General features: G+C 31.5%; 27 protein-coding genes. 13 read left to right on the forward strand and 14 right to left on the reverse strand.

Annotated features, from left to right (window positions below; genetic code table 11):
- Nucleotides 1-66: 66 nt before the first annotated feature.
- Both HZC47_10205 and HZC47_10210 read right to left on the reverse strand, forming a co-directional pair.
- On the reverse strand, nt 67-1,353 hold the full coding sequence (locus HZC47_10205) for a sensor histidine kinase (GenBank protein ID MBI5681255.1): 1,287 nt from the start codon (nt 1,351-1,353) through the stop codon (nt 67-69).
- 390 nt (nt 1,354-1,743) lie between these two features.
- Nucleotides 1,744-2,019 (reverse strand): acylphosphatase, encoded by a 276-nt coding sequence (locus HZC47_10210; GenBank protein MBI5681256.1) that lies wholly within the window; start codon nt 2,017-2,019, stop codon nt 1,744-1,746.
- Between the two features lie 362 nt (nt 2,020-2,381).
- On the opposite strand from HZC47_10210, the gene HZC47_10215 reads away from it, so the two are divergent.
- A complete protein-coding gene (locus HZC47_10215) occupies nt 2,382-2,621 on the forward strand; it encodes a hypothetical protein (GenBank protein ID MBI5681257.1) in 240 nt (79 codons plus the stop codon).
- 25 nt (nt 2,622-2,646) lie between these two features.
- The gene (locus HZC47_10220; protein MBI5681258.1) at nt 2,647-3,036 is read left to right on the forward strand and encodes a hypothetical protein; all 390 of its coding nucleotides are present in this window, start codon (nt 2,647-2,649) and stop codon (nt 3,034-3,036) included.
- 53 nt (nt 3,037-3,089) lie between these two features.
- Here HZC47_10220 and HZC47_10225 read toward each other — a convergent pair whose 3' ends face one another.
- Both HZC47_10225 and HZC47_10230 read right to left on the reverse strand, forming a co-directional pair.
- Complete coding sequence (locus HZC47_10225; protein ID MBI5681259.1) at nt 3,090-3,767, reverse strand: SHOCT domain-containing protein; 678 nt, start codon at nt 3,765-3,767, stop codon at nt 3,090-3,092.
- Nucleotides 3,768-3,811: 44 nt separating this feature from the next.
- Nucleotides 3,812-4,540 (reverse strand): ion transporter, encoded by a 729-nt coding sequence (locus tag HZC47_10230; GenBank protein MBI5681260.1) that lies wholly within the window; start codon nt 4,538-4,540, stop codon nt 3,812-3,814.
- A 123-nt stretch (nt 4,541-4,663) separates the two neighbouring features.
- On the opposite strand from HZC47_10230, the gene HZC47_10235 reads away from it, so the two are divergent.
- Together HZC47_10235 and HZC47_10240 are read left to right on the forward strand one after the other, a co-directional pair.
- Nucleotides 4,664-4,894, forward strand: a complete 231-nt coding sequence (locus tag HZC47_10235) for a hypothetical protein (protein ID MBI5681261.1) — start codon at nt 4,664-4,666, stop codon at nt 4,892-4,894.
- Nucleotides 4,895-4,948: 54 nt separating this feature from the next.
- On the forward strand, nt 4,949-5,194 hold the full coding sequence (locus HZC47_10240) for a hypothetical protein (GenBank protein MBI5681262.1): 246 nt from the start codon (nt 4,949-4,951) through the stop codon (nt 5,192-5,194).
- A 21-nt stretch (nt 5,195-5,215) separates the two neighbouring features.
- On the opposite strand, the gene HZC47_10245 is transcribed toward HZC47_10240, so the two are convergent.
- Together HZC47_10245 and HZC47_10250 are read right to left on the reverse strand one after the other, a co-directional pair.
- Nucleotides 5,216-5,836 (reverse strand): nucleotidyltransferase domain-containing protein, encoded by a 621-nt coding sequence (locus HZC47_10245; GenBank protein MBI5681263.1) that lies wholly within the window; start codon nt 5,834-5,836, stop codon nt 5,216-5,218.
- Nucleotides 5,826-6,170, reverse strand: a complete 345-nt coding sequence (locus tag HZC47_10250) for a hypothetical protein (GenBank protein MBI5681264.1) — start codon at nt 6,168-6,170, stop codon at nt 5,826-5,828. Before HZC47_10250 ends, HZC47_10245 begins: the two co-directional genes overlap by 11 nt.
- Nucleotides 6,171-6,327: 157 nt before the next feature.
- Here HZC47_10250 and HZC47_10255 point away from each other — a divergent pair, with 157 nt between their 5' ends.
- Complete coding sequence (locus HZC47_10255; protein MBI5681265.1) at nt 6,328-6,582, forward strand: hypothetical protein; 255 nt, start codon at nt 6,328-6,330, stop codon at nt 6,580-6,582.
- Nucleotides 6,583-6,955: 373 nt separating this feature from the next.
- Here the strand turns inward: HZC47_10255 and HZC47_10260 are convergent, their stop codons facing one another.
- Nucleotides 6,956-7,195 (reverse strand): hypothetical protein, encoded by a 240-nt coding sequence (locus tag HZC47_10260; GenBank protein MBI5681266.1) that lies wholly within the window; start codon nt 7,193-7,195, stop codon nt 6,956-6,958.
- Between the two features lie 34 nt (nt 7,196-7,229).
- Complete coding sequence (locus HZC47_10265; GenBank protein ID MBI5681267.1) at nt 7,230-7,823, reverse strand: CRISPR locus-related DNA-binding protein; 594 nt, start codon at nt 7,821-7,823, stop codon at nt 7,230-7,232.
- 292 nt (nt 7,824-8,115) lie between these two features.
- On the opposite strand from HZC47_10265, the gene HZC47_10270 reads away from it, so the two are divergent.
- From HZC47_10270 to HZC47_10295, 6 genes are all read left to right on the forward strand, one after another.
- On the forward strand, nt 8,116-8,451 hold the full coding sequence (locus HZC47_10270; GenBank protein ID MBI5681268.1) for a DUF2085 domain-containing protein: 336 nt from the start codon (nt 8,116-8,118) through the stop codon (nt 8,449-8,451).
- 13 nt (nt 8,452-8,464) lie between these two features.
- Entirely contained in the window at nt 8,465-8,968 is a 504-nt protein-coding gene (locus tag HZC47_10275) for a hypothetical protein (protein ID MBI5681269.1), read from the forward strand.
- A gap of 148 nt (nt 8,969-9,116) precedes the next feature.
- Nucleotides 9,117-9,905 (forward strand): alpha/beta hydrolase, encoded by a 789-nt coding sequence (locus HZC47_10280; protein MBI5681270.1) that lies wholly within the window; start codon nt 9,117-9,119, stop codon nt 9,903-9,905.
- 160 nt (nt 9,906-10,065) lie between these two features.
- On the forward strand, nt 10,066-10,464 hold the full coding sequence (locus tag HZC47_10285; GenBank protein MBI5681271.1) for a zinc ribbon domain-containing protein: 399 nt from the start codon (nt 10,066-10,068) through the stop codon (nt 10,462-10,464).
- Nucleotides 10,465-10,742: 278 nt separating this feature from the next.
- Nucleotides 10,743-12,269, forward strand: a complete 1,527-nt coding sequence (locus tag HZC47_10290; GenBank protein MBI5681272.1) for a trehalose-6-phosphate synthase — start codon at nt 10,743-10,745, stop codon at nt 12,267-12,269.
- 69 nt (nt 12,270-12,338) lie between these two features.
- Complete coding sequence (locus HZC47_10295) at nt 12,339-13,475, forward strand: GHMP kinase (protein ID MBI5681273.1); 1,137 nt, start codon at nt 12,339-12,341, stop codon at nt 13,473-13,475.
- 49 nt (nt 13,476-13,524) lie between these two features.
- On the opposite strand, the gene HZC47_10300 is transcribed toward HZC47_10295, so the two are convergent.
- Nucleotides 13,525-13,917, reverse strand: coding sequence for a nuclear transport factor 2 family protein (locus tag HZC47_10300; protein ID MBI5681274.1), 393 nt, complete (start codon nt 13,915-13,917; stop codon nt 13,525-13,527).
- Nucleotides 13,918-14,099: 182 nt separating this feature from the next.
- On the opposite strand from HZC47_10300, the gene HZC47_10305 reads away from it, so the two are divergent.
- Nucleotides 14,100-14,333: a hypothetical protein gene (locus tag HZC47_10305; GenBank protein MBI5681275.1), complete on the forward strand. Its 234-nt coding sequence runs from the start codon at nt 14,100-14,102 to the stop codon at nt 14,331-14,333.
- A 40-nt stretch (nt 14,334-14,373) separates the two neighbouring features.
- Here HZC47_10305 and HZC47_10310 read toward each other — a convergent pair whose 3' ends face one another.
- The 5 genes from HZC47_10310 to xth all read right to left on the reverse strand — a co-directional run bounded on the left by HZC47_10310 (nt 14,374) and on the right by xth (nt 20,801).
- On the reverse strand, nt 14,374-15,564 hold the full coding sequence (locus HZC47_10310; protein ID MBI5681276.1) for an aminopeptidase P family protein: 1,191 nt from the start codon (nt 15,562-15,564) through the stop codon (nt 14,374-14,376).
- Between the two features lie 20 nt (nt 15,565-15,584).
- On the reverse strand, nt 15,585-17,132 hold the full coding sequence (locus HZC47_10315) for an MBL fold metallo-hydrolase (protein ID MBI5681277.1): 1,548 nt from the start codon (nt 17,130-17,132) through the stop codon (nt 15,585-15,587).
- A gap of 78 nt (nt 17,133-17,210) precedes the next feature.
- Complete coding sequence (locus HZC47_10320; protein ID MBI5681278.1) at nt 17,211-17,468, reverse strand: SWIM zinc finger family protein; 258 nt, start codon at nt 17,466-17,468, stop codon at nt 17,211-17,213.
- Nucleotides 17,469-17,478: 10 nt separating this feature from the next.
- The gene (locus tag HZC47_10325; GenBank protein ID MBI5681279.1) at nt 17,479-19,761 is read right to left on the reverse strand and encodes a DEAD/DEAH box helicase; all 2,283 of its coding nucleotides are present in this window, start codon (nt 19,759-19,761) and stop codon (nt 17,479-17,481) included.
- Between the two features lie 263 nt (nt 19,762-20,024).
- Complete coding sequence (gene xth / locus HZC47_10330) at nt 20,025-20,801, reverse strand: exodeoxyribonuclease III (GenBank protein ID MBI5681280.1); 777 nt, start codon at nt 20,799-20,801, stop codon at nt 20,025-20,027.
- A 178-nt stretch (nt 20,802-20,979) separates the two neighbouring features.
- Between xth and HZC47_10335 the strand changes: the two genes are divergently transcribed.
- Nucleotides 20,980-21,939 carry a sortase gene (locus HZC47_10335; protein MBI5681281.1) on the forward strand — a complete coding sequence of 320 codons (960 nt, stop codon included), beginning with the start codon at nt 20,980-20,982 and terminating at the stop codon, nt 21,937-21,939.
- Nucleotides 21,940-21,959 lie beyond the last annotated feature (20 nt).

Consider the following 21,959-nt stretch of genomic DNA (forward strand, 5'->3'; position numbering starts at 1 on the left):
ATATACTCTTTTTTAATTCACCTTTCTAATTAGGAGTTTTTAGATAAGATATAAATAAATGTATAATCAGTACAAATCTTCAAAAGTAATTATAAATTCAGCCCCATTATCATTATTTAATTTTATATCGCCATCAATTTGGGATATAAGCATATTAACAATCTTTAATCCCATAGAAGGACTATTATGGAAATCTAAATCATCAGGAAATCCAATTCCGTTATCTTTAATTATGAGAATGAATATATCATTGGATTTATGAAATTCAAGGGTTATTTCACCTTCATTTTCATCTGGATTTGGAAATGCGTATTTTATGCTGTTGGTGATGAGTTCATTGGTAATTAATCCTAAAGCCACTGCAGTATTGATATCTAACATGCTGTCTTCTATGTTTAAATTTAGTTTGATGTGTTTAGAATTGTCTACATATGATTTAAACAGATTTAAAGCAAGAGTTCTGAGGTATTCTCCAAAATTAATACGTTTTAGATCTTTTGAAGAGTAAAGATGTTCATGTATTAAAGCCATGGACTTAGCCCTGTCCTGGCTTTCTTTAAGGATAGCACGAGCATGGGGGTCTTTTATATTTTGAGATTTCAGGTTTAATAATGATGAGATTATCATAAGATTATTTTTAGATCTGTGATGAATCTCCTTCATAAGCAGTTCTTTCTCTTTTAAGGCATTTTTCATTTCATTTTCGGCTTTTTTTCGCTGAAAAGCCACAGAAACCATGGAAACAAGTGTTTCTACAATTTCCTTTTTTCTAATAATGTCTTCACCTAATGAAACGATAACAACTGATCCATAAAGCTTCTCATTCCATGTTAAGCCCATTCCATAAACTTTTTTAATGCCAATTATTTTCTCCGCCATTTTAGAAAGATTCTTAGGAAATATCTGTCCTGTGGCAATGTATAATCCTCCTTCAACCTCATTTAAGGTTTTATTGAAGAGATCATCCCTTAGTTCTTTGTTCATCTTATTAAAATCAGCTTCAGATTCCATGAAACCTTTGCCCATAAGTTTTTCAAATAATTCAGCTTCTTTTTCTTTAATTCCTGTAATACTGGCTAAAACAAAATGATTAGAATGTTCATCATAGGAAGTAACTACTATGGTGGATTCTGGAAACACTTCTTTTAATTTTGAGGCAAGAAAATCATGAATATCCATATCCTCTGGAAGTTCCACTAATTCCAGAGCACAAACGGATAAAAACTGCTCATTTTCAATAAGTTCTTTATTATAACTTTTATTTTCTTTTAAAGCAGATTCTAATTTCTTATTAATATCTTTTAACTTATTAATTTCATTTAAAATGATTTCAGGGGAGTCTTTAGGGTTCATTTTATCATTATAGTATTTAGTACAATTTTCTATTATGATATATGGATTTAATTAGTATAAAATGATTTTCATTTATTATTCATCCTAATAATTTTGTAATTTTAGTTTGTGATAGTGATGTTAATTCGAACTTTGGAGTGTATTCGAATAGGTAATCAAAAAATAGTCAAATAAATTAATAAAGAATCCTAAAATCCAACCTTTTTTCAAAAAAAACCCCTCAAACACTACGTGTTTGGGGCACCGAAAATCGAAGATTTTCGAGTGCTTGATCAAAAAACCCCTCGCTCAAAATATAAAACATGCAAAACCCTCGGTTTTGCTGCTCCAAAATCCTATGGATTTTGAGAGTTTTTGAGCTTGGGAGAAAGGAAACAATTAAATCTCTTTTTAATAAAGAATCCTAAAATCCCTGAATTCTCCAGTATATTCAAGCCATTCAAGCTTTAGATCGGTAACTTTGGCATAAGAAGGCCCTCGACCCATAAAATCAATGAGTCCCTCTACATTGTCCATTTCGCCCTCAATCATTGCGTCAACTCGTCCATCTGGGAGATTTCGAACCCAGCCATTAACACCATGTTTTTTGGCTTCATTTCTTGTTTTTCCGCGGAAGTATACGCCCTGAACGCGGCCAGATACAATGACATGAGCTCTTGTTTTCATATACTAACCATTTATATTACATTTAGATTTTGGTGTTAATTTATTTTAAGTTGAGAAAATAAAAATTGTAAAATATAAATTTTTATTTGGGTAATTGTATGATAAATTATTTTGCCATTTATTAAAAGAAGTAAAATATATATTATAATATTAAATATGGAGTATATATCTCTCCAAATTATCATTAAACTCTATAAACATATTAAAAAACTATTTAAATTAATAAGTTTTTCTATTTGCAGGTGATAGTAAATAATATTATTACGTTTATCAAAAGGAATCTTATAAAGCATAAGGGAGATGATTTTTTGGATAAACGTATAATTGCATTATTTGGTGTTTTAGTTTTAGCTGTATTTGTTATGCCTAATCTTCAAAATGAGGTATCAACTACTTCAGAGGTAACTATAAATTCAATTAGTAAAATTACTGTTAATGCTGCATATAAGGGTAATTATGTTGGTAGTATCAACTCTAATGTTTATCACAAGTCTTATTGTAGATATGTAAAGAAAATAAAGTCTTACAATAAAATATATTTCAAAAGTAAGGCACAGGCTCGTACATGTGGTTATAGGCCTTGTAAAGTCTGCAGACCATAATCCTATTTTTAAAAGGTGAAAAAAAATGAAAAAATTAGGGTCTATTCTGATTATATTTTTGATTTTGGGAGTTATTGGAATTTCAGGATGTTCTAATTCCGGCAGTGATTCAACAACTCCAACATATAATTATACAGATACGGCTATTCAAACAACAAATAATAATACGTCCAGTTCTTCAAGCCCAAGTATTACTGATACCAATTCAAGTTCTGATAGTAAGAGTTCGACAAGTTTATCATCTTCAAGTGCAACTGGAACATTTGTGGGGAGCGTTAACTCAGATGTTTACCATTATCCATCATGTGCATCAGCAAAAAGAATTCATAGTGAAAATTTAATAACTTTCAACAGTGTTACAGAAGCAAAAAACGCAGGGTATCGTCCTTGTAAAACATGTCATCCGCCAGGATAATTATTTTAAGAAATCGAGGATTTAAAATATTATCTTTATCATTTATAAAATGATTAATAATTTATATATTTATTTTTAATTTTATTGAATTCCTCTTCAGTTATTATACCGTTGTCTAACAATTTCTTTGCTTTGTTAATTTCATCCATGGGGCTAATTTGCTTTTGTGTTGTATTATATTCATTAGCTTTTGATTTAACTCCCATAATTTTTTGTTGAATACCAGAAACAAATCTATTGCCCTCTTTTGGTGGGACATTTTTAATTTTAATTTTTCCTCCAGGAGTCATAATTGTAACATTACCCAAGACTAATCCTTTTTTACCATATCCTATGCTGATTATGTCTGCATATCTCACAAATTGCTCCCCTCTACTTCCTCTCATGAATATGCCTTTCCTATTAAACTTTAATCCTTCTTTTTCAGGAATTACAACTACATTACTGCGGGACTCTTTATCATATCCAGTTAAAGGAGCAATTATGTTTGCAACTCTTACAGATTTCTGTCTTTTTAATCCTTCTTTACGTAACCAATTGGGGTCTGATTTATATTTAGCTTTTTTAATGTTTATTTTTTTAGCTTCTTTTGAATCAACTTTATGTAGTATTTTACCGCATTCAGGGCAATATTGGCCTTCTTTACCATTTTCAGTATTTTCACATTTCATATGTATACATTTCCATACCCATGTTTCAAACATCATATCCACCTCTCTTCTACAAAACATTATCAAATTGATGATTTATTTGTAAAATGGTTTATTTATCGCATTTATTTCGCGATTTTTTTAATAATTTCTTTCATTTCATCTAGTTCAGATTGGATTTTATCTAGTTTTTTGTTAACATTGTCCAATCTAGCATCTTTTGTACTTTTAACAAATCTTGAGGCAATTGTAGCTGTTAAAAAGCTTATAAATCCTATTCCTGTTATCATTATTAAAAATCCAATTAAACGCCCATGAAAAGTTGTAGGGGTGATGTCTCCATAACCTACTGTCGTTACTGTTACTAACAAATACCAAAATGCATCGTCAAAGCTATTCACGTCATCATTTATGCTAAATTCAAAAAAGAAAAATAGAGTTGTACTTGTCAATAATATAATTAGCACGATTAATAGTCCATAATCAATTTTGGTTTTATGTAAAAACTCTAAAAAATGTCGGATCTCTTTCTTGAAGAGGGCTAAAATCCGTATAATTCTTATCAATCGGAAATATCTAAAAATAGTACTGATGGGCCCTACCAAAATCTCGGGAATCATTCCTATAATGTCAGTCCAATTATGAAGTAGGAATTTTTTTTTATCATCAGATTTCCATAAACGATATATAAATTCAGGAATTAAAATCAAAACTACAATTAAATCAAAATATACAATTAATGTATAAATATTAGGGTCTACATTAAAAAAGGCGATTAAAGTTAATAAAATTATATCAGTGAGAATTAAAATAAGGATAATGCCCTCAATTAAAAAACTTAACTCTTTTTTCATCATTTCACCGGATTTTAAGTATAATAAATATATATTTTTAATTAGTAATATTTAGTTATTTATATTTTAATTATATAAAAAAGAACTTTAGAGTTGTAATTTATTATTTTTTCTTTAAGCTCAATGCAGCCTGAATCTCGTCCAGTTTTAACTGGAATTCTTTTCTATCTTAATGAATTATCTCTTTTTAAAGAGGATTTAAGGGAACTTAAAATGGAAGTTGAAGATAAAAGTACAGATATAATGCCATCTACAAATGACTTAAATAACTTGCTTAAATGGAACTATAAATCCAAGGCACCTAATCTAAAGCCTGCAAAATCTGTGATTTTGCGGCCACAAAAACATAGCTAAAGAAAATGCTTCGCATTTTCTGTGCATCAAAAACGTAGTTTTTGATAGTTTTTGTTGGCATTTAAAAATGAGAGGTCTATACGTATTCTTCAAGTAGAAAATGAACAAATTGAAACTTCTTTAGATGAATTTGATAAGGTTGTAGCTGAAATTGAAAACAGTGTTGTATGTGAAGTTAATGGTCACAGAATAAAGTCTTCATGGAATCCTAATCCAGATAAAAGAACTTGTGATGCCTGTGATTTTATAAATTTCTGTACTAAGCCTGAAACAACTAAAAATTCGCTTACAGTTCCATAAAATTGTAAAAAGAACAGTTATTCAAATCCATATTTTATTTAGACTGTATTTCACTTGTTTTTCATCAAATAATTCTATTATCTCATCTGTCTTTCCAGCTTCGATCATAAATGTTGCTCTTCCCATTTTTTTACCGTATTTTGAAACAATTCCTTCCCTTTCACTTGTGTATTTTTTACCTTTGTGCTCTGTTTTAATCTTGTAACCATAAAGTTGCCTTTTAACAAACATTTTGTCTTTTTGTGGTATTTCTCCATAACTATAAGATATAAAAGCTGCAGGTTTTAGGAAATCTTTTTGGCCTAAAATTAATTCTGGTTTACAATAGAGAGTAATACCATCTTTAACTACTTCCCAGAGGAAATCTGAATCTATTGATTCGCCTTTGTTAAAGAATACGAATGAAAATGGATTTTGAAGGTTATATTTATTTTCGATTTTAATTGCAATTTTTTGAGTTTCATGTCCTTCTTCTCCTATTTCAGGATTCTTACCTTGTAAATTAAACATTAAAAAAATGTCAATATCACTTTTTTTATGTATTTCATTCTTTACTGCTGAACCAAAAAGAATAACTGCTTCAATACCCTTTATGTCTTTCAAATTTCGTGCTAATTCATATGCAGCGTCTTTAACGCTCATAAGCCCACCGAGTAATATCATTTAATACTTCAAGGACTTTAGATATTGTTTCTCCATTACCTTTACCACCATACCAACGTCCCATTCTGATAGTATCCAGTTCTCCAAATGCAATTGCCATGTCTTCTTCGTTTCTTTCTCTTAAGAATTTTTGGAGTCCTGTATGTATATCTTTATGTGTACCAAATCTTTTTTCACATCCGTAAGAGAGATAATGCATTGAACATCCATAAACTAATTCTACTATTGAGCCTACATCTCCTTCTTCTGATATGAGTAAATCTATACTCTTTTTGATGTTTTCTGCTCTTTTAATGTGAGATTCTGCTTTCATAAAAACCACTTCTGTTATACATATACAGAATTACTACTATATTTACTTTTCTGTTAATATATAACTGTAAAATAATTCTGTTATGAAAGTACAGAATTTATGAAATACATCTTATTCTGTAACTATATAACATAAAAAGCTTTTAAAGAAAAACTTCTTGGGCTTAGTAACATTTAAAAATGAACGTTCTATACGTATTCTTCAAGTAGAAAATGAACAAATTGAAACTTCTTTAGATGAATTTGATAAGGTTGTAGCTGAAATTGAAAACAGTGTTGTATGTGAAGTTAATGGAAGAGGAATAAAGTCTTCATGGAATCCTAATCCAGATAAAAGAACTTGTGATGCTTGTGATTTTGTAAATTTCTGCACTAAACCGGAAACAACTAAAAATTCCCTTACAGTACCTTAAAAATAAAAAATTATTCATTTTAACGAGTTAAAATATTATTGCAACGATTTGATAACTGACTTTATTTATGGGCTACTTTATCGCCATATTTTGATCTTTTGCGCCATGATCTACATTATTTTGATTTTATACATCACAGAAATTATGCACCATTTTATGCACCATTTTTTATAGGGATTATAAAATATGAAAATTCAATTTTTGTCTCACTTACGTCTCATTATATAAATTTTTGTCTCACTGATGAATACTCTAAATTTCATATAAAAATTCCTTAATAAGTTGATTAATCTATTTTTCAAGCTTTTTATATTCTTGAAATATTAAGTTTTGCCATTTATATTGATAACTAATAAAGTTACTTACATAAAAATTAGTCATAACAAGCTAAAAGTTTATCTGTGGGTGTTAAAAGCCGACTTTTTAGATCCTGAAAAACCCAACCGTCTTTGATCAGTCTATCTTCAATATCAAGGAGAATGTCTTCTTCATCTTCGTTGATGATGTCGCCTAACTGGTCTCTAAAAATAATTGTAAACATTCCTGCATCTTTTGTGGATTTTAATATTTCATATGCAGCTTTAATTTCTTTATCTTCTAAAATTATTGACATTTCCACCACAATATTGTGATAAATGATATTTTAGTTAGATAATGGCTAATTTCCCTGCAGTTGTTATTTCCAGTTTTTCTCTGTCTATAAATCCCATATCTCTTAGTTCTCTAAGATGATTGTAGGTCATGCCTCTGCTGATTCCTATTTTATCTGAAAGGTCTTTTACTGAAATACCGTCGTTTTCCAATTCTTCTAATATCCTTCTTTTTGTTTTTGAAATTCCAAAATTAAGGATAGGTAGTTCAATAACGTTTTTGTCTTCTTCTGTAACGTAAACAATTTTTTTAACCATTTCATGCCTTGCATAACATCCAAAAAGAGCACCTAAAGCTTGAGGCTTCCTTCCTCCGCTGATATTAACGATAATTTCGTTTCCTTCACTGTGTTCATGTTCAATCACATCAACTGTGTCTTTAGCTATGGTTAAAACATCGTAAAGCGCGGTTTCATTGGATTCTATTTTTAATACTTGTCCAATAGTTTCATTAAGCATTCTTACAGCTTCAGATTGCTTGCTATCTGGTTCTTTGTCCATTAATAAAACTATTTTTTTAGGTGAAAAATGTGTGATGCAGAACATTACAGGTTCTAGTGAGTATATTGTTGATATTAAGGTATTTGTCATCATATCACAGTATAGCATTAAACATTGAGTTAGATGCCTTTTATATTAATTAATCCTATATTTTAACCCTTAATATACTTTTCCTCAAAAATTATACTTATATTATGTAATATTTAGTTTTTATTAGTATAAATAGATATATATACATAAAATATACATATAGTTTTATTTAAATATTCATTTTATATTTATTTTATTATAATAATTATATCATTCAATAGTAAACATATACATTTATATAATAGTTCTTACTAATTACATAATTGGACTCAAATTTAAGGGAGGGAATTTAATTGAAGTAAACAATCTAAGCAAATATTTTTGTCACAGAATACCTGAAAGAACATTTAAAATCAAAAATACATATTTTCCAGTATGTTCAAGATGTACTGGAATTTATATTGGTGCTTTTTCGTATTTTGCATTTGTTTACTTTGTCTACATCCAATACTCAATGGAAACAGTACTAATTGCAATAACACTGATAATTCCAACATTTTTAGATGGAATCACACAATTTTTAGGATATAGGGAAAGTAACAATCCTCTAAGATTTACAACTGGAGTCTTAGCAGGAATTGGAATAGGAATTTTATTTAAAGCTTTGAAATGGACAATAGTAAGTTAAAAGGAGGCGTAATATGTCAGATGAAGAAGGAATAAATGAAAAAACAAGTTGGTGGAGTAAGCAAAGCTCTGGAGTTAAAGCTGCAATAGGTATTGTTGGAATTTGTTGTTTAGGGTTGATATTAATAGTTGGATTTGGTGCGATGGCTTCTCCAGATAAAACAACATCCACAGCTAATCAATCAACAACACAGACAACTACAACTAGTCAATCATCAACACCGGCAGCCCCAGCAGCACCAACACCTCAAATAGTTACAATTAGTCAATTATATGGTAACAGTATACCTGCAGGAACACTTGTAAAAGTAACGGGGACTGTTTCACAATCAGATGGCTATAATTTAAGGATTCGAAACGATGATTACAAAGATATAATGGTTACAGGAAGCGGTTTAACTGCATATGAAGACCAAAAGATCACTATAATTGGAACATATGAGGGGCCAACAACATACACCACAGTAATGGGTGGTGAAAGAACAGTACCATCTATAAAAGACGCTAAGATAGCATAGAGGATCTATAAAACTAGATAGAAAAGAGGTTTTTAATAACCTCACAATTCCTATTTTTTTTAAATTAGCTTTAAATGAATTATTCATTTGCTAAAATATAATAACAATCATCTCTAGAATAATATACAAACTATAGTTAGGAATTAAAATGCCCCAAATCAAACTAAATGAAATTAAAATCAACTACAAAGATAAAGGCCAGGGGTTCCCCGTAATCTTAATCCACGGCCTATCAGATGATTTAAACTTATGGGAACCATTAATTCCAGAGTTAACCAGATATTACCGTGTAATTGCTTTAGATCTTAGAGGGCATGGTAATTCCAGTAAACCTGACATTCCTTATTCTATTAATGATTTTAGTAGGGATGTTTATACTCTACTCGTAAATTTAAACATTAAAAAAGCCCATTTTATGGGGCTTTCTATGGGCGGGGCTTTAGCTCAACAGTTTACAGTTGATCATCCTGGGATGGTCCAATCAATGATTTTAATATCCAGTTTCACATATCTTGATTCTAATTCGGCTGAAACATTGTTAATGCTTCGTGAATCTTTAATTAAAGGTGGGTTTAAATTATTTTTTGATGAAATGCTGCCTCTTGTTTTAACATCTGATTTCATCAGGGAATATGAATCTGAGCTTTTAGATATTAGGGCAGAGAAGATTGAAACTGAATACGTGCCTTCAATAATCCATTCTATTGACGCTTGTCTTGAATTTAACCTTAAAAACCAAATTTCAGCTATATCCAAACCTACATTGATAATTTCAGGAAAAGAAGATGTTTTAATTCCTCTTGAGCTTCAAGAGCAAACCCATAGACTTATAAAAGATTCAACATGGGAAATCATTGGAAATACAGGACACAACGTTATTATTCCTCAAAATATTCCTTATTTGTCTAAAACAATTTTAGAATTCCTTAAAAAGTGATTTAATCTTTTTTGCTATAATCATAAATCATAAATAATAGGTGCAGATAAACTGGTATTCATCATAACTACAGAAATTTAGTGAAAGTTCAAATCATATGGTAAAATAAAGGATTTTTATCAGTTAAAAATAAAAATAGGTTATATGGAGGGTTATATTAATGGTAAAAATAGAATGTCCAAATTGTAAAGCTCAAATAGAAGAAAATATTAAGTTTTGTACTGAATGCGGTAGTAAAATGGAACAGGTTACACCAGAGGAAACCACTGAGGAATTAAAATGTCCTAATTGTTCTACACAATTACCTCCCAACACAAAATTCTGTAATGAATGCGGTACAAAGATTGAAACAGCTCCCAAAGAAGTTATCTGTCCTAAATGTTCTAAAAAACTTCCAGTTAACATTAAGTTCTGTACAGACTGCGGAACTAAGATTGAACAACCTGTTTCCAGTCAAAAATCAGATAAGGATCCTGTGGATGAGACCATTGAAACTTTAAAAGGTACAGGAAAAGACCTTATGAAAGAGGCCGGTAATTTATTTAAAAAGTATAGATAAATTCTTTTTTTAATTATTTTTTTTTAAATTTATTTCGTGTTTTTGGTTTTTACTACTTTATTTCGAATTTTAAAGTTGTTATGAATGTTTTTCCATTATTTTAAATAGCAAATGTATATAACGAAGGTAATTAAAGTAGAAAATAATTAAATCATTCACAAATTTTAGATTAAGATGGTGCCAATTGGAGATGTTCTATTTACGGTTTAAGTTGTAGTCTTCTGTTCGATTGGTTCTGGCTAAATGCCTAATAATCAAATGTTACAGGAGATACAGGAATGAACTCTGAATTTATACAAGACAAAGAAATAATAGTAGCTTCCAACAGAGGACCGGTACTATTTAAAAGAGATGGAAACGGGAAACTGGAACTAATAAGGGGAAAAGGAGGTATTGTCGGTTCAATGATACCATTCCTTGAAAAAACCCATGGAAAATGGGTTTCTTCTGCAATCGGAGAATGTGACCACCATATAAACGATAAATATGATTCTAAAATACCTATACCCTTGGAAAACCCTGAATATTATATTCAATTAATCAAAACAGAAGAGGATGTTTATAATAGGTTTAATGGTAAATTTGCTAATCCTTTATTGTGGTTTATTCATCATTCTATGTGGAATCCGCCCTATTCGCCATGTGCAGACGATGAATTACACCATGCATGGGATTCATACCAATACGTAAACACTAAGTTTGCAGAAGCCATAGGAGAAGATGCATATAACTCAGAAAAGACCCCAATAGTAATGTTACAGGATTATCACCTTTATTTAACACCTAAATTGATAAGGAAACAGCATCCTGATGTTCTTATGAGCCAATTCGTCCACATACCATTCCCTCCGCCAGAGATATTCCAGCAATTGCCAAATCACATGCAAATCGAAATATTAGACAGTATGCTCACCAATGATGTCTTAGGATTCCATATCTCTCGTTATATGAACAATTTCTTTCAAACAATTAAACTAATTCTGCCTAACGCTTTGGTGAATGAAATATTGGGAGATATTATATATAATGGACATGTCTGTCATGTAAGAACTTATCCTATTAGTGTTGATGTGAAAACACTGCAGAAACACGCACAAGACCCAAATGTTATTGGTAAAGAATCAGAAGTAGATGAAATAGTTGGAGACTGCAAATTAATCTACAGAACAGACAGAGCAGACTTATCAAAAAATATTATCAGAGGATTCCAGGCTTATGACATGTTTCTTGAGAAATATCCTGAATGGAGAGAAAAAGTCAAGTTTGTAGCAACTTTAATGCCATCAAGACAGGATATAAAGATTTACAGAGAATACACCGATAAAATAATGGACGTAGTTAATGAAATCAACGATAAATATGCTACTCCAGACTGGGAGCCAATTAAATACATTTTTAAGGGAGATTACGACTTAGTAACTGCTCTTTTTAAAAGATATGATGTTTTAATGGTTAACCCTATATTAGATGGAATGAATATCGTAGCCAAAGAAGGAAGTGTTGTAAACGAAAATAATGGAGTATTAATTCTTTCTACTGGAGCAGGATGTTATGAAGAATTAAAAGATGGTGCAATTTGTATAAATCCTTTTGATCTAAGACAAACTGCAGAATCAATTGATAATGCTTTATTAATGGATGAGGAAACCAAATCCCAGATGATTAAAAATGCAAGAGCAGTTTTAGAAAAGAATGACCTAAATAAATGGGTATCTGACCAATTAAAGGATATTGAGACCGTTATGTATGAAAGAGGAAGTCTTAAATCCAAAAAACCTGAGGAAGCTCGATTTGAAATGAATTAAATGTTTCAGAGGATCTTTAAATAAAATACTAATGATTTTTAATTTAAAATTCAAAAAGGATATTTTTTAATGTCTATTCAACTTCATGATTCCTTAAAAATAGCAGAAAAAAAGAATGCTTTGCCTAATGTTATTGCCTATAACAGAATTGATGGTCCAGGTTCCAGTTTAGATTTAAGCGAATTTCAGCAGACCTTCTGGAAATTACCAAAAATACCTCAAAATGATGATCCTGCAAGAAAATGGACATGTAATCTTCCAAGAACGGTAGGTATAACCATTGATACAGGAACTAAAATTGAGGCCCGTCCCTTTGATCCAGACCTTATTGGTGTAAAATCTGTTGAATATAAAACTGAAGTTACAGCATTTCCTGGTGAAGTAATTCCAGTAAAAGAGAACTGGTTACTTAAAATAATTGAAATATTTGACATCAAAGGGGTTATGTTTGTTTTAGAGAATCTTCGAGAAGGTATACAATCTTCAGGACTTGGAGGATCATCAACAGCCACAATTGGTGTTTGTATACTTGCAAATGAATTAGCAGGACGGCCATTTAGTAAGATTCAATTGATTTCTTTAGCTTCTCGTATTGAACAGGGTTTTGGAGTAAGTATCACTGGAACTCAGGAACAATCCAATGTTATTTTTGGAGGAGTAACTGATTATGTTTGGTTTCCATGGGGAATACCAGGACATCCGGGTACAGGGTATGGTGATTCTTTACGTTACGAATTAATGCCTCCAGAAGATTACGGGCTTTTAGAAGAGAGAACGGCTATTTTTCATACTGGACGTCCTCGCCAAAGTTCAGATGTGAATTTAGCATGGAGAAACGCTCTTTTGACTGAAGTTGGATATAAATTACATTCTAAGAAAATGAAGGTAGCTTACAAGTTTCGTGAGGGATTAAGACTACAAAAATGGGATCATGTTACTGAATCAATAGATGAATACCGTAGAATTCGGACAAAATTATGTGAAGGTTATATGGAAAGTTCCAGGGATTTATTGGAACGTGCTAAAGTTTTTAACTGTATAGCTTTCCCTCTGGGGGCTGGTGGGGGTGGAGGAGTTCTTTTATTTTCTAAAGACCCAGAATCTTTAGAAAAATTGCGTGAGGATCTTAAAGGTATTTACAGTGAAATCCCCTTTAAAATACGATCTATGGGTCATGAAATTAATAATGTAAATTTGGGGAAATAATTGGCTTTATTTAAACCAATACTGTGCTGTTTTTAAGTATTTAATGGGATTATTCATTTTCATCAATTACTCTTTGAACCAGTGCGGAATCAACATAGGCACGCACTTCAACAATAACTTCATTTTCAAATTTAACTATCCAGCAGTATGTATTATTAAATGGCTTTCCATTGATAGCTGTTGAAAGAGATTCCATCTCAACTACAGCTGTATTGTCTTGAAAAATGATGTTATTTACTTTTAAAACTACTCCTTCCTTTAGTATTTTGTTCAATCGGCTGAATGTGTGTGATATGAATTCTTCTTTGTTTTTGTATGTTCCAGCTAGGGGGTGTGTTCCCATTACTGTCCATTTTACATCATCGGCTACATGTTCAAAAAATTGGCTGCTTTCACCAGTTTTAAGGTAATTAAATAGTTTTTCTACCTTTGGGGTTGTTATTGGCAAATTTATTCACCTTTTTTAAATCATATTTTTTTTTATATTTCTAAACGTTTATAGGGAAAATGTTTTTTTTATTGTAAATATATTTAAATAGCACTATATTATATTCATTTGTGAAGATGTTTAAAACCATTGTACTCATTAATTTAATGGCCAAAAACTTTTGAGGAGGTGGAATAATGAAAAAGAATAGAATGGTATCTGGGATCATTGCATTTTTTGTAATATTAGTGGTGATAGGTGCTTCAGGATGTACTTTTAGCTCAGGCGACGATGACGATGATGACAACGATAACGATGTTAATGATCTAATTGCAGTTAATTGTGCAGTTAACGGAGGTTCTGCTCAAAGCGATAATGGACAGGATACAGCAGTATCTCTCGTTGAAAGTACTTATGACAGTCGAAGTTAGGCATATAACTACAATTAAGAATATTTTTTTCTTTTTTAATTTAAAAAACAGGAATTAAACCTTTACTATTTCCTGTAATGCATTCTCCACCTTTAGGAGTCACTATGAACGTGTTTTCTATTCCAACCATTCCAATTCCTTTAATTCCTTTTTTTGGTTCTACAGCAAACACCATTCCTTCCTGCAACGGTTCATTAAATCCTTGTGCAATTACAGGCAGTTCATCAATTAATAATCCGATTCCATGACCCAGAAACTTTACTTTACGCTCGCCGAATCCCATAAAGTTTTCCAGAAATTCTTCATCTAAATTGTTCATTATGGTGTTATAAATCTTTGATGGTATGGCACCAGGTTTTAACATTTCTGCAACTTCATTTTGAATTTCCACACATTTATTATGGGCATCGATGGCATATTGTGGAAGTTCGTGGCCAAACATGTATGTCATGGTCTTATCTGTGTTGTAACCGTCTACTCCGCATCCGATATCAATAAATACCAGATCATCTTTCTTTAGTTTCCTCTTACGGCTTCCAAAAACAGGCACTGCAGGGCTTAAACCATAATTACCGCTAGCTCCATCAAAATAGGTGGGATATATTGAACTTTCACCAAAACCAACATGTCCTACAACGATTTCTGTATCAAACATTCCAAAACGTGTTACACCGTGATGTCCTTCTTCTATTAAAATTTTAAACAATTCTGCTGCCAGATCTGCTTCACTTATTCCTTCATGAAGTAGATTAGGGGCAATTTCTTCTAATACATATTGATGAATCTTACCAGATTTCCTCATTAAAGAAAGCTCATATTCACTTTTAACAGCCCTAATAGCTGCAATGTGGATATCTACAGGTTTAAATGTCTTAAATGGGAAATGTTTTTGAAATCTTTTGTATAAGGCTAAGGGAACTACTTCTGTTTCCAGATATACTGTATTTGGAAACTCATTCATACTTTTTGCAGCATCACGGAAGCTATTCATATGTTTTATATTTTCAAATAATGATTCATCCAAAGCTCTTTCATAGCTTCTGCGCACCCAAAATGTTGCATCTTCATTTCGAGGAATAATCAGCATTCCATCCTGCATGGTGCCTGTAAAATAATAAAGATTTATATTGCTGAAAATAACAACTATCTCCCATTGAGGATTTGAAACATCCATCTGGTTTCTAAAACGTTTCATACGAGTTTCAAGTTCAATTAAAGGTACTTTATTCATATTAATACTCCGTATTGAATTTACATGCTTAATTTAGGGTTTAAAACATTAATTCCATCTGCTTTTAAAACATTAAATTTCTCTTTTTTTTCGGTATGGATAGGATAAACACTTTCTGGGTTAATTTCTCTAATCATCTCTATTATTTCTGGCCCGCAGGCATGTCCTGAAGCGTGGTAACCTTCATGGACTTTTATATTAAAATGTTCTAACCATTTTAATTCTCTTTCTTTATCTAACTCCATTTCATCATTAAATGGTTCTGTTTTGGATTTTATATAAATTGCATTCTCTGGTTTAATATCAATCAATTCTTTAAATTCAAAGAAGTCGCATTGGAAAATATATTCATCTGGATTCTCCTTTAAGTCTTTGTAGTTTACGTTGTTATCCCATGATACAAAGTCTTTTTCCCAACCTTTATAATCGGCAGATACATATTCTGGATCTAATTTGCTGCTTGAAATCCATTTATCACCGAAAGCCACATATGATTCATCGCCAGTTAAACCCCAACTTTTTCGGGAAGTGTATACTGCCACATCATCAATAGATGGATAGCCCATATCCTGGAATTCATTTAATAAAAATGCCTGTTTAGTATTTACAACCAAAGTTCTGTCTGACTCTTTTGCTACATTGTAAAATGTATAAAAACGATCCAGGTCTCGAATAGGATAATTCACTATGATAAGATCTCCATGTGACAGTGCAAGTTCTGCAGCTTTCTTTTCAATATCAGTTTCCAGTTGATTATGGTCACTATCAATTCGTGTGCCTTCTGTAATCAAAACGTTGGGAGAGAATTTTTTAGCTTCTTTTACAAAATTCTTAGTCTCATACTCTCGTTTACCGTGAAATCTGAAGTCTCCAGTATACACTAAAGCATTTTCATCATTATCAGCTAAAAATGCACATGATCCTGGTAGTGAATGGTCAACCGGAGCAGATTTTATCTTAAAATCACCTATCTCAAATGTTTCATAGGGTTCAATTAATTTTATTTCCCTGGGCTTTAACGTGTCCTTGGAAGTGGCCCTTTTATGAGTACTGCTACCTTCTTTTGCTATCTTTTTTTCGATTAAAAGAAAATCCTGTTTATAATTAATATAATTGGAAAATCCAGGGGCACCTGTAGTTTCCAGAGATTTAATAATCAAATAACTCTCTTTGCTCATGTAAAAAGGAATATCGTCTCGTATATGGTGCAAATAACCCATATGATCTATATGTGCATGGCTTATTAAAATTCCCTGAACTGAGGGTTTTTCATTGAAGTTAATACCACTGTGTCGAAGATAATCTTCCCTGTAGATGCCTTTTACTTTAGGTAAAAGCCCAAATTCCATTAAATCCATTATTCCATTGGCTTTACGTGGCTGTCGAAATCTTTGATTTCGATGCCCCGAAATGAAAAATTTCGAGGGCTGTAAAAATTCCGAGAAGAATTCCCCTTCTTTGTTGAAACTTTTACCAAAATCAAAAAAGAATGAATTATTATTAGATGAGATCTGAATTTTATTTCCACCTATCTCATCTACTCCACCATAAAAATCAATAGAAGTCATATAGATTTATTAATAGTTTATTATTATTTATTTTTTCTTTTTTTCAAAATAAAATTATAATTACTATTCCAATTTAACTTAAATCTCCTCTTTTAACTCTGCTATTTTAAAAAGAACAGCCCACATATGTTTACAGATAAAACTGCCAGGTTCTTTCTCGCTTCGGTATTGATAGTCATCACAGTCACATAGCCACATGTTTTCGTTCATGCTAACTTGATAATTACCTTCCTTAGAGCTTCCAACGGCAAATATCATTAAATCTTCGTCAAATAATTCGATTTTAACGTTCCCGTTTTTATATAATTTTAATCCTGCATTCATCCGGTTTGCCATTATTTAATCCTCAATCTAATCTTTCTATTTCCATTAAATCAAGTATTTGTCTTATTATAAATAATGTTCCTTCTTTATCCAATGGTTTATTATCATTACCACATTTTGGAGAGTATATGCATGCTGGACATCCTTCTTCACAGGTACAGTCTCTTACAAGCTCGTAGGTCATTTTAAATATTTCTTCCATTAAATCGAACGCTTTTTCAGTTAATCCAATCCCTCCTTCAAATCCATCGTAGATAAAGATTGTAGCCATTTTAGTGTCTTCATGGGAGGGTGTGGAAACACCTCCTATATCGAATCTGTCACACATAACGTGGAAGGGAATAATAGATATCATAGCGTGTTCAAGTCCATGAATGCCTCCTTCAAAAACCTCTTTTTTATCTATAGCACATTTAAGACCTTCTTTAACATTTTCAGGTAGGGTGATCCACATGCCTTTTGTTTTAAACTGGATTGGAGGTAATTTAAGGTTTCTAACACTAACTATTTTACTTTTTTCTATTACTTTATATTTGGGATAAGATTCACTAACTTTAAGCTCTCCAAATGAAATTTTCAAATTACCTACTTTGTGTTCTTCTAATTCTTTAAGTATTTTTATATCAATATCTTTTTGAACACTTGTATGGCTGTTAACATCTTTTTTAACTACTTTTATCGTATTTTTAGCTAAACTGAAGTCATGTACAATATAGGTTTCTCCTTTATTAATTAATACTGCCCCTTTATGTGCTTCTGTGTAAGCCTGTCTTTTATCCATGGTTTCAAGAACTTTTCCTTTGTGATACACATTAAATATTTCAGAAGATGTATTGCCCAGATTAACTTTAAATGGAGGATATTCTGTTCCTGAGTACTTCCAACCTTCAGATGATTTTTCAATCATTTTTTTGGAAGCTAATGACTTTAAATGGTCCGTTACATCTGTTTCAAAATCAATTTTCATCATATCTGGCTTTACAGGCATTTCTTTTGCTGCACACATTAAATGACCTTCAATAATAGGGAAATTGGATAAATCAATAACTGCATGTTCATGGGGTTTATCAAAGAAAACTTGAGGATGCTTCATAAAATACTGGTCTAAAGGATTTTGGAAGGCTACAAGTGTTACAATAGAATCATCAGTTCCCCTTCCAGCACGACCTGCCTGTTGCCATGTTGACATTATTGTTCCAGGATAACCTGAAATTATAACAGAATCCAGCGAACCAATGTCAATACCTAATTCCAGGGCATTTGTAGCTGTTACTCCTTTTAAAGTGCCATTTTTAAGATTATTTTCTATTTCACGTCTGTCTTGAGCAAGGTAACCTGCACGGTAGATGGAAATTTTATCTGCAAGCTCAGGGTTTATTTCAGCTATTTCTTTCCTAGAACGTCTTCCAATTAATTCTGCCATTTTTCTGGAAGTTGTAAAGCATAATGTCTGTAGTTTGTTTAATAGGAATAATTGGAACAGATTTTGGGATTCTACGTGTGTTGTGGTCTTTCCCTCACTGTCAAAATAGGGATTGTAAAATATAAAATGTTTTTTTCCTTTAGGGGAACCGTCAGTAGATATTAATTTAAATTTAACTCCCACTAACTTCTCGCTAAATTCCATGGGATTGGCAAGGGTTGCTGTTGATAAAACAAATTGAGGGTCAGAGCCATAATAGTTAAAAATTCTTTGAAATCTTCTAAGTAAAAAAGCAACATTAGAACCGAAAACACCCCTATACTGGTGTGCTTCGTCAATTACAACAAATTTGAGGTTGCTCATGAAGTTTTCCCATTGATGATGCCATGGCAGGATGTTATGGAGCTCATAGGGGTTGGTTACAACAATTCGTGAGTTTTTTCTAATCTGCCTTTTATCTTCTGGACTTGTATCTCCATCATAAACTTCAGGATTTAAGTTCATTCCACAGTATTTTTCAAGTTCTTTCATTGATTTATGCTGATCATTTGCAAGAGCCTTTGCAGGGTAAATATAAAGTGCTGTAGCATTCTTATCATGGATTAATTTTTCAAAAATAGGTATATTAAAAGCAAGAGTCTTTCCAGAAGCTGTAGGGGTGGTTATAACCACATTTTCCCCGGCACGCAGATAATCTATGGCATTGCACTGATGTTTATAAAGTCTGATATTTTTTCTTTTTAAGTAATTCTTTATATATTGGGGTAAAATAGCCTTTGTATCACCATAAACTGGTTTTTGTGGTTTTAATGTTTCTATATGTTCTAAACGATTTTTATACCACTTTTTTGAGTCTAATGTATCTAGAATATTGTTTATCATTAACGATTCCTTTATAATGGGTGATTTAGGCTTAAATGGATTAAAATAGGGAAATATTATTTAAATATTAATTTAATTTTAATTAAGAGGAATTGTTATAAAACATCCTCTAAATTTAAATTCTAAATTTCTTAACTTCTCTTTCATCTAATTAAGTAAAACTATGATTTAAACTTTTCTTTTTATAAAAAAACTCTTGATAATTTCTTATTAATTAGTATATGTTCATGAGGCATGTTTAATATGGCTTAAATTGTAGCTATTTACTCTAATTCTATATTTATGCCAACAGGACAGTGATCAGAGCCCATTACCTCATTTAAGATGTATGCAGACTTTATTTTGTCTTTAAATTCATTATTTACAAAGAAATAGTCAAGTCTCCAGCCTACATTTCTCTCCCTTGCACGAGTCCTGTAACTCCACCATGTATAATTCTCACTTTCAGTGTTAAACATTCTGAATGTGTCGCTGTATCCGTTACTTAAGAATTTATCGATCCAGGCACGCTCTACAGGCAGGAAACCTGAAATTTTTTCATTTTCTTTGGGTCTTGCAAGATCAATCTCCTTATGGGCAGTATTCAAATCTCCGCAAATTACCACGTTTTTACCATTTTCTTTAAGATTATTTGCATAATCTAGAAGTGTATCATAGAATTCCAGTTTATATTTAAGTCTTTCATCTGACATTTTCCCATTGGGGAAGTATATGTTTAGAAGAATAAAATCACCGTAATCTGCAACCAGTGTTCTACCTTCTCTATCAAATTCAGGGACTCCAAATCCATATTCTATTTTTTCAGGTTTTATTTTAGTGTAAATTGCCACTCCACTGTAACCTTTCCTTTCTGCTGCTAAAAAATATGAATGATATCCATCAACATGTTTTAGAGCTCTTGGTAGCTGATCTTGGGAAGCTTTAGTTTCCTGGATACATAATATATCTGGATTTTCATCTAAAAGCCATTTTACGAATCCTTTTTTATGTATGGCCCGTATACCATTTACATTCCATGAGATAATTTTAATATCTTGCATTTTAGTCCACCAGTTATCGGGAATAATTTTTTCATTTTTAATTTATTTACTAAATATATACTTTATCATTAGCAACTTATAAATTTGAAATTATTTTATTCTCCATCCGCAAAGTTAATATATGATGAGAATAAAAATATAGATATACTAAAATAATTTGGAAAAGGAGATTAGATAATTGAATAGATATTTACTTGTTATACTTGCTTTAGTGATTTTTATTTTATTCGCGACAGGATCAAGTGGTAATGAATCCCAAACAAAACATTTTGACAACGGAGAAATTTCTTTTGATTACCCGGGAGCATGGAATGGAACTAATGGCACTGCACCAAATGTAGTAACATTTACAGACACAAATGGAATGAATGTAACTGTTTTAAAATTATCAAAGCCTTCAACTTATAATTTAGCAAAAAGTTTAAGTTTGAATGCTGCAGGAACAATTAACCAAAATTTCCAACTTGTATCCAGTAAAAATGTCACTGTTAATGGAATAATGGCTTATGAGCTTGAGTATAATGTTAATGGGAAAAATGGCCCGCAACAAAGAAAAGAAGTTTGGTTTGAAAAGAATAATGTAATTTACTGTGTAATATATACTGCTCCAGGTCAAGGAAAAGTTGATTCCGGAGTAGAGATCGACGAATCTTTTGGTGGAAAATCATTAGAATCAATGATTACAAGTTTTAACATAAAGGATGGTGTTGCTAATCCTACTAAATCCACAGGATGGGCTGAAATTTCCATACCCGATATAAACGCTAATTGGAAGATAAGTTCCTACTCTATAAACACACCTGGTGCTGTTTATCATATACCTACAAGTTATTTCCCTGGAGAAAAGGGTGAAATGAGTTTAATGGGGCATCGTACTACTCATCATGCACCATTCCTTTATATATATACACTTAAACCTGGAAACTTAGTTATAATCAAAGATAATCTTACACAGAAAAAGTATACTTATCAGGTTGAATCTAATGGAGATGTAAGGTGGGGTGCTAAGGGTATAAACATTAAATACCAGCCAAGTGATGAACCAAAATTGTTATTGGTAACATGCCACCCTCCAGGATTTTCAAGGGCAGCATGGATTGTTCATTGTAAACTGGTTTCAGTGGAGCCTTTAAGTTAAGATTTAAAAAAACTTTAAAT

This window comes from Methanobacterium sp. (genome assembly GCA_016222945.1).
Lineage (GTDB): Archaea > Methanobacteriota > Methanobacteria > Methanobacteriales > Methanobacteriaceae > Methanobacterium_D.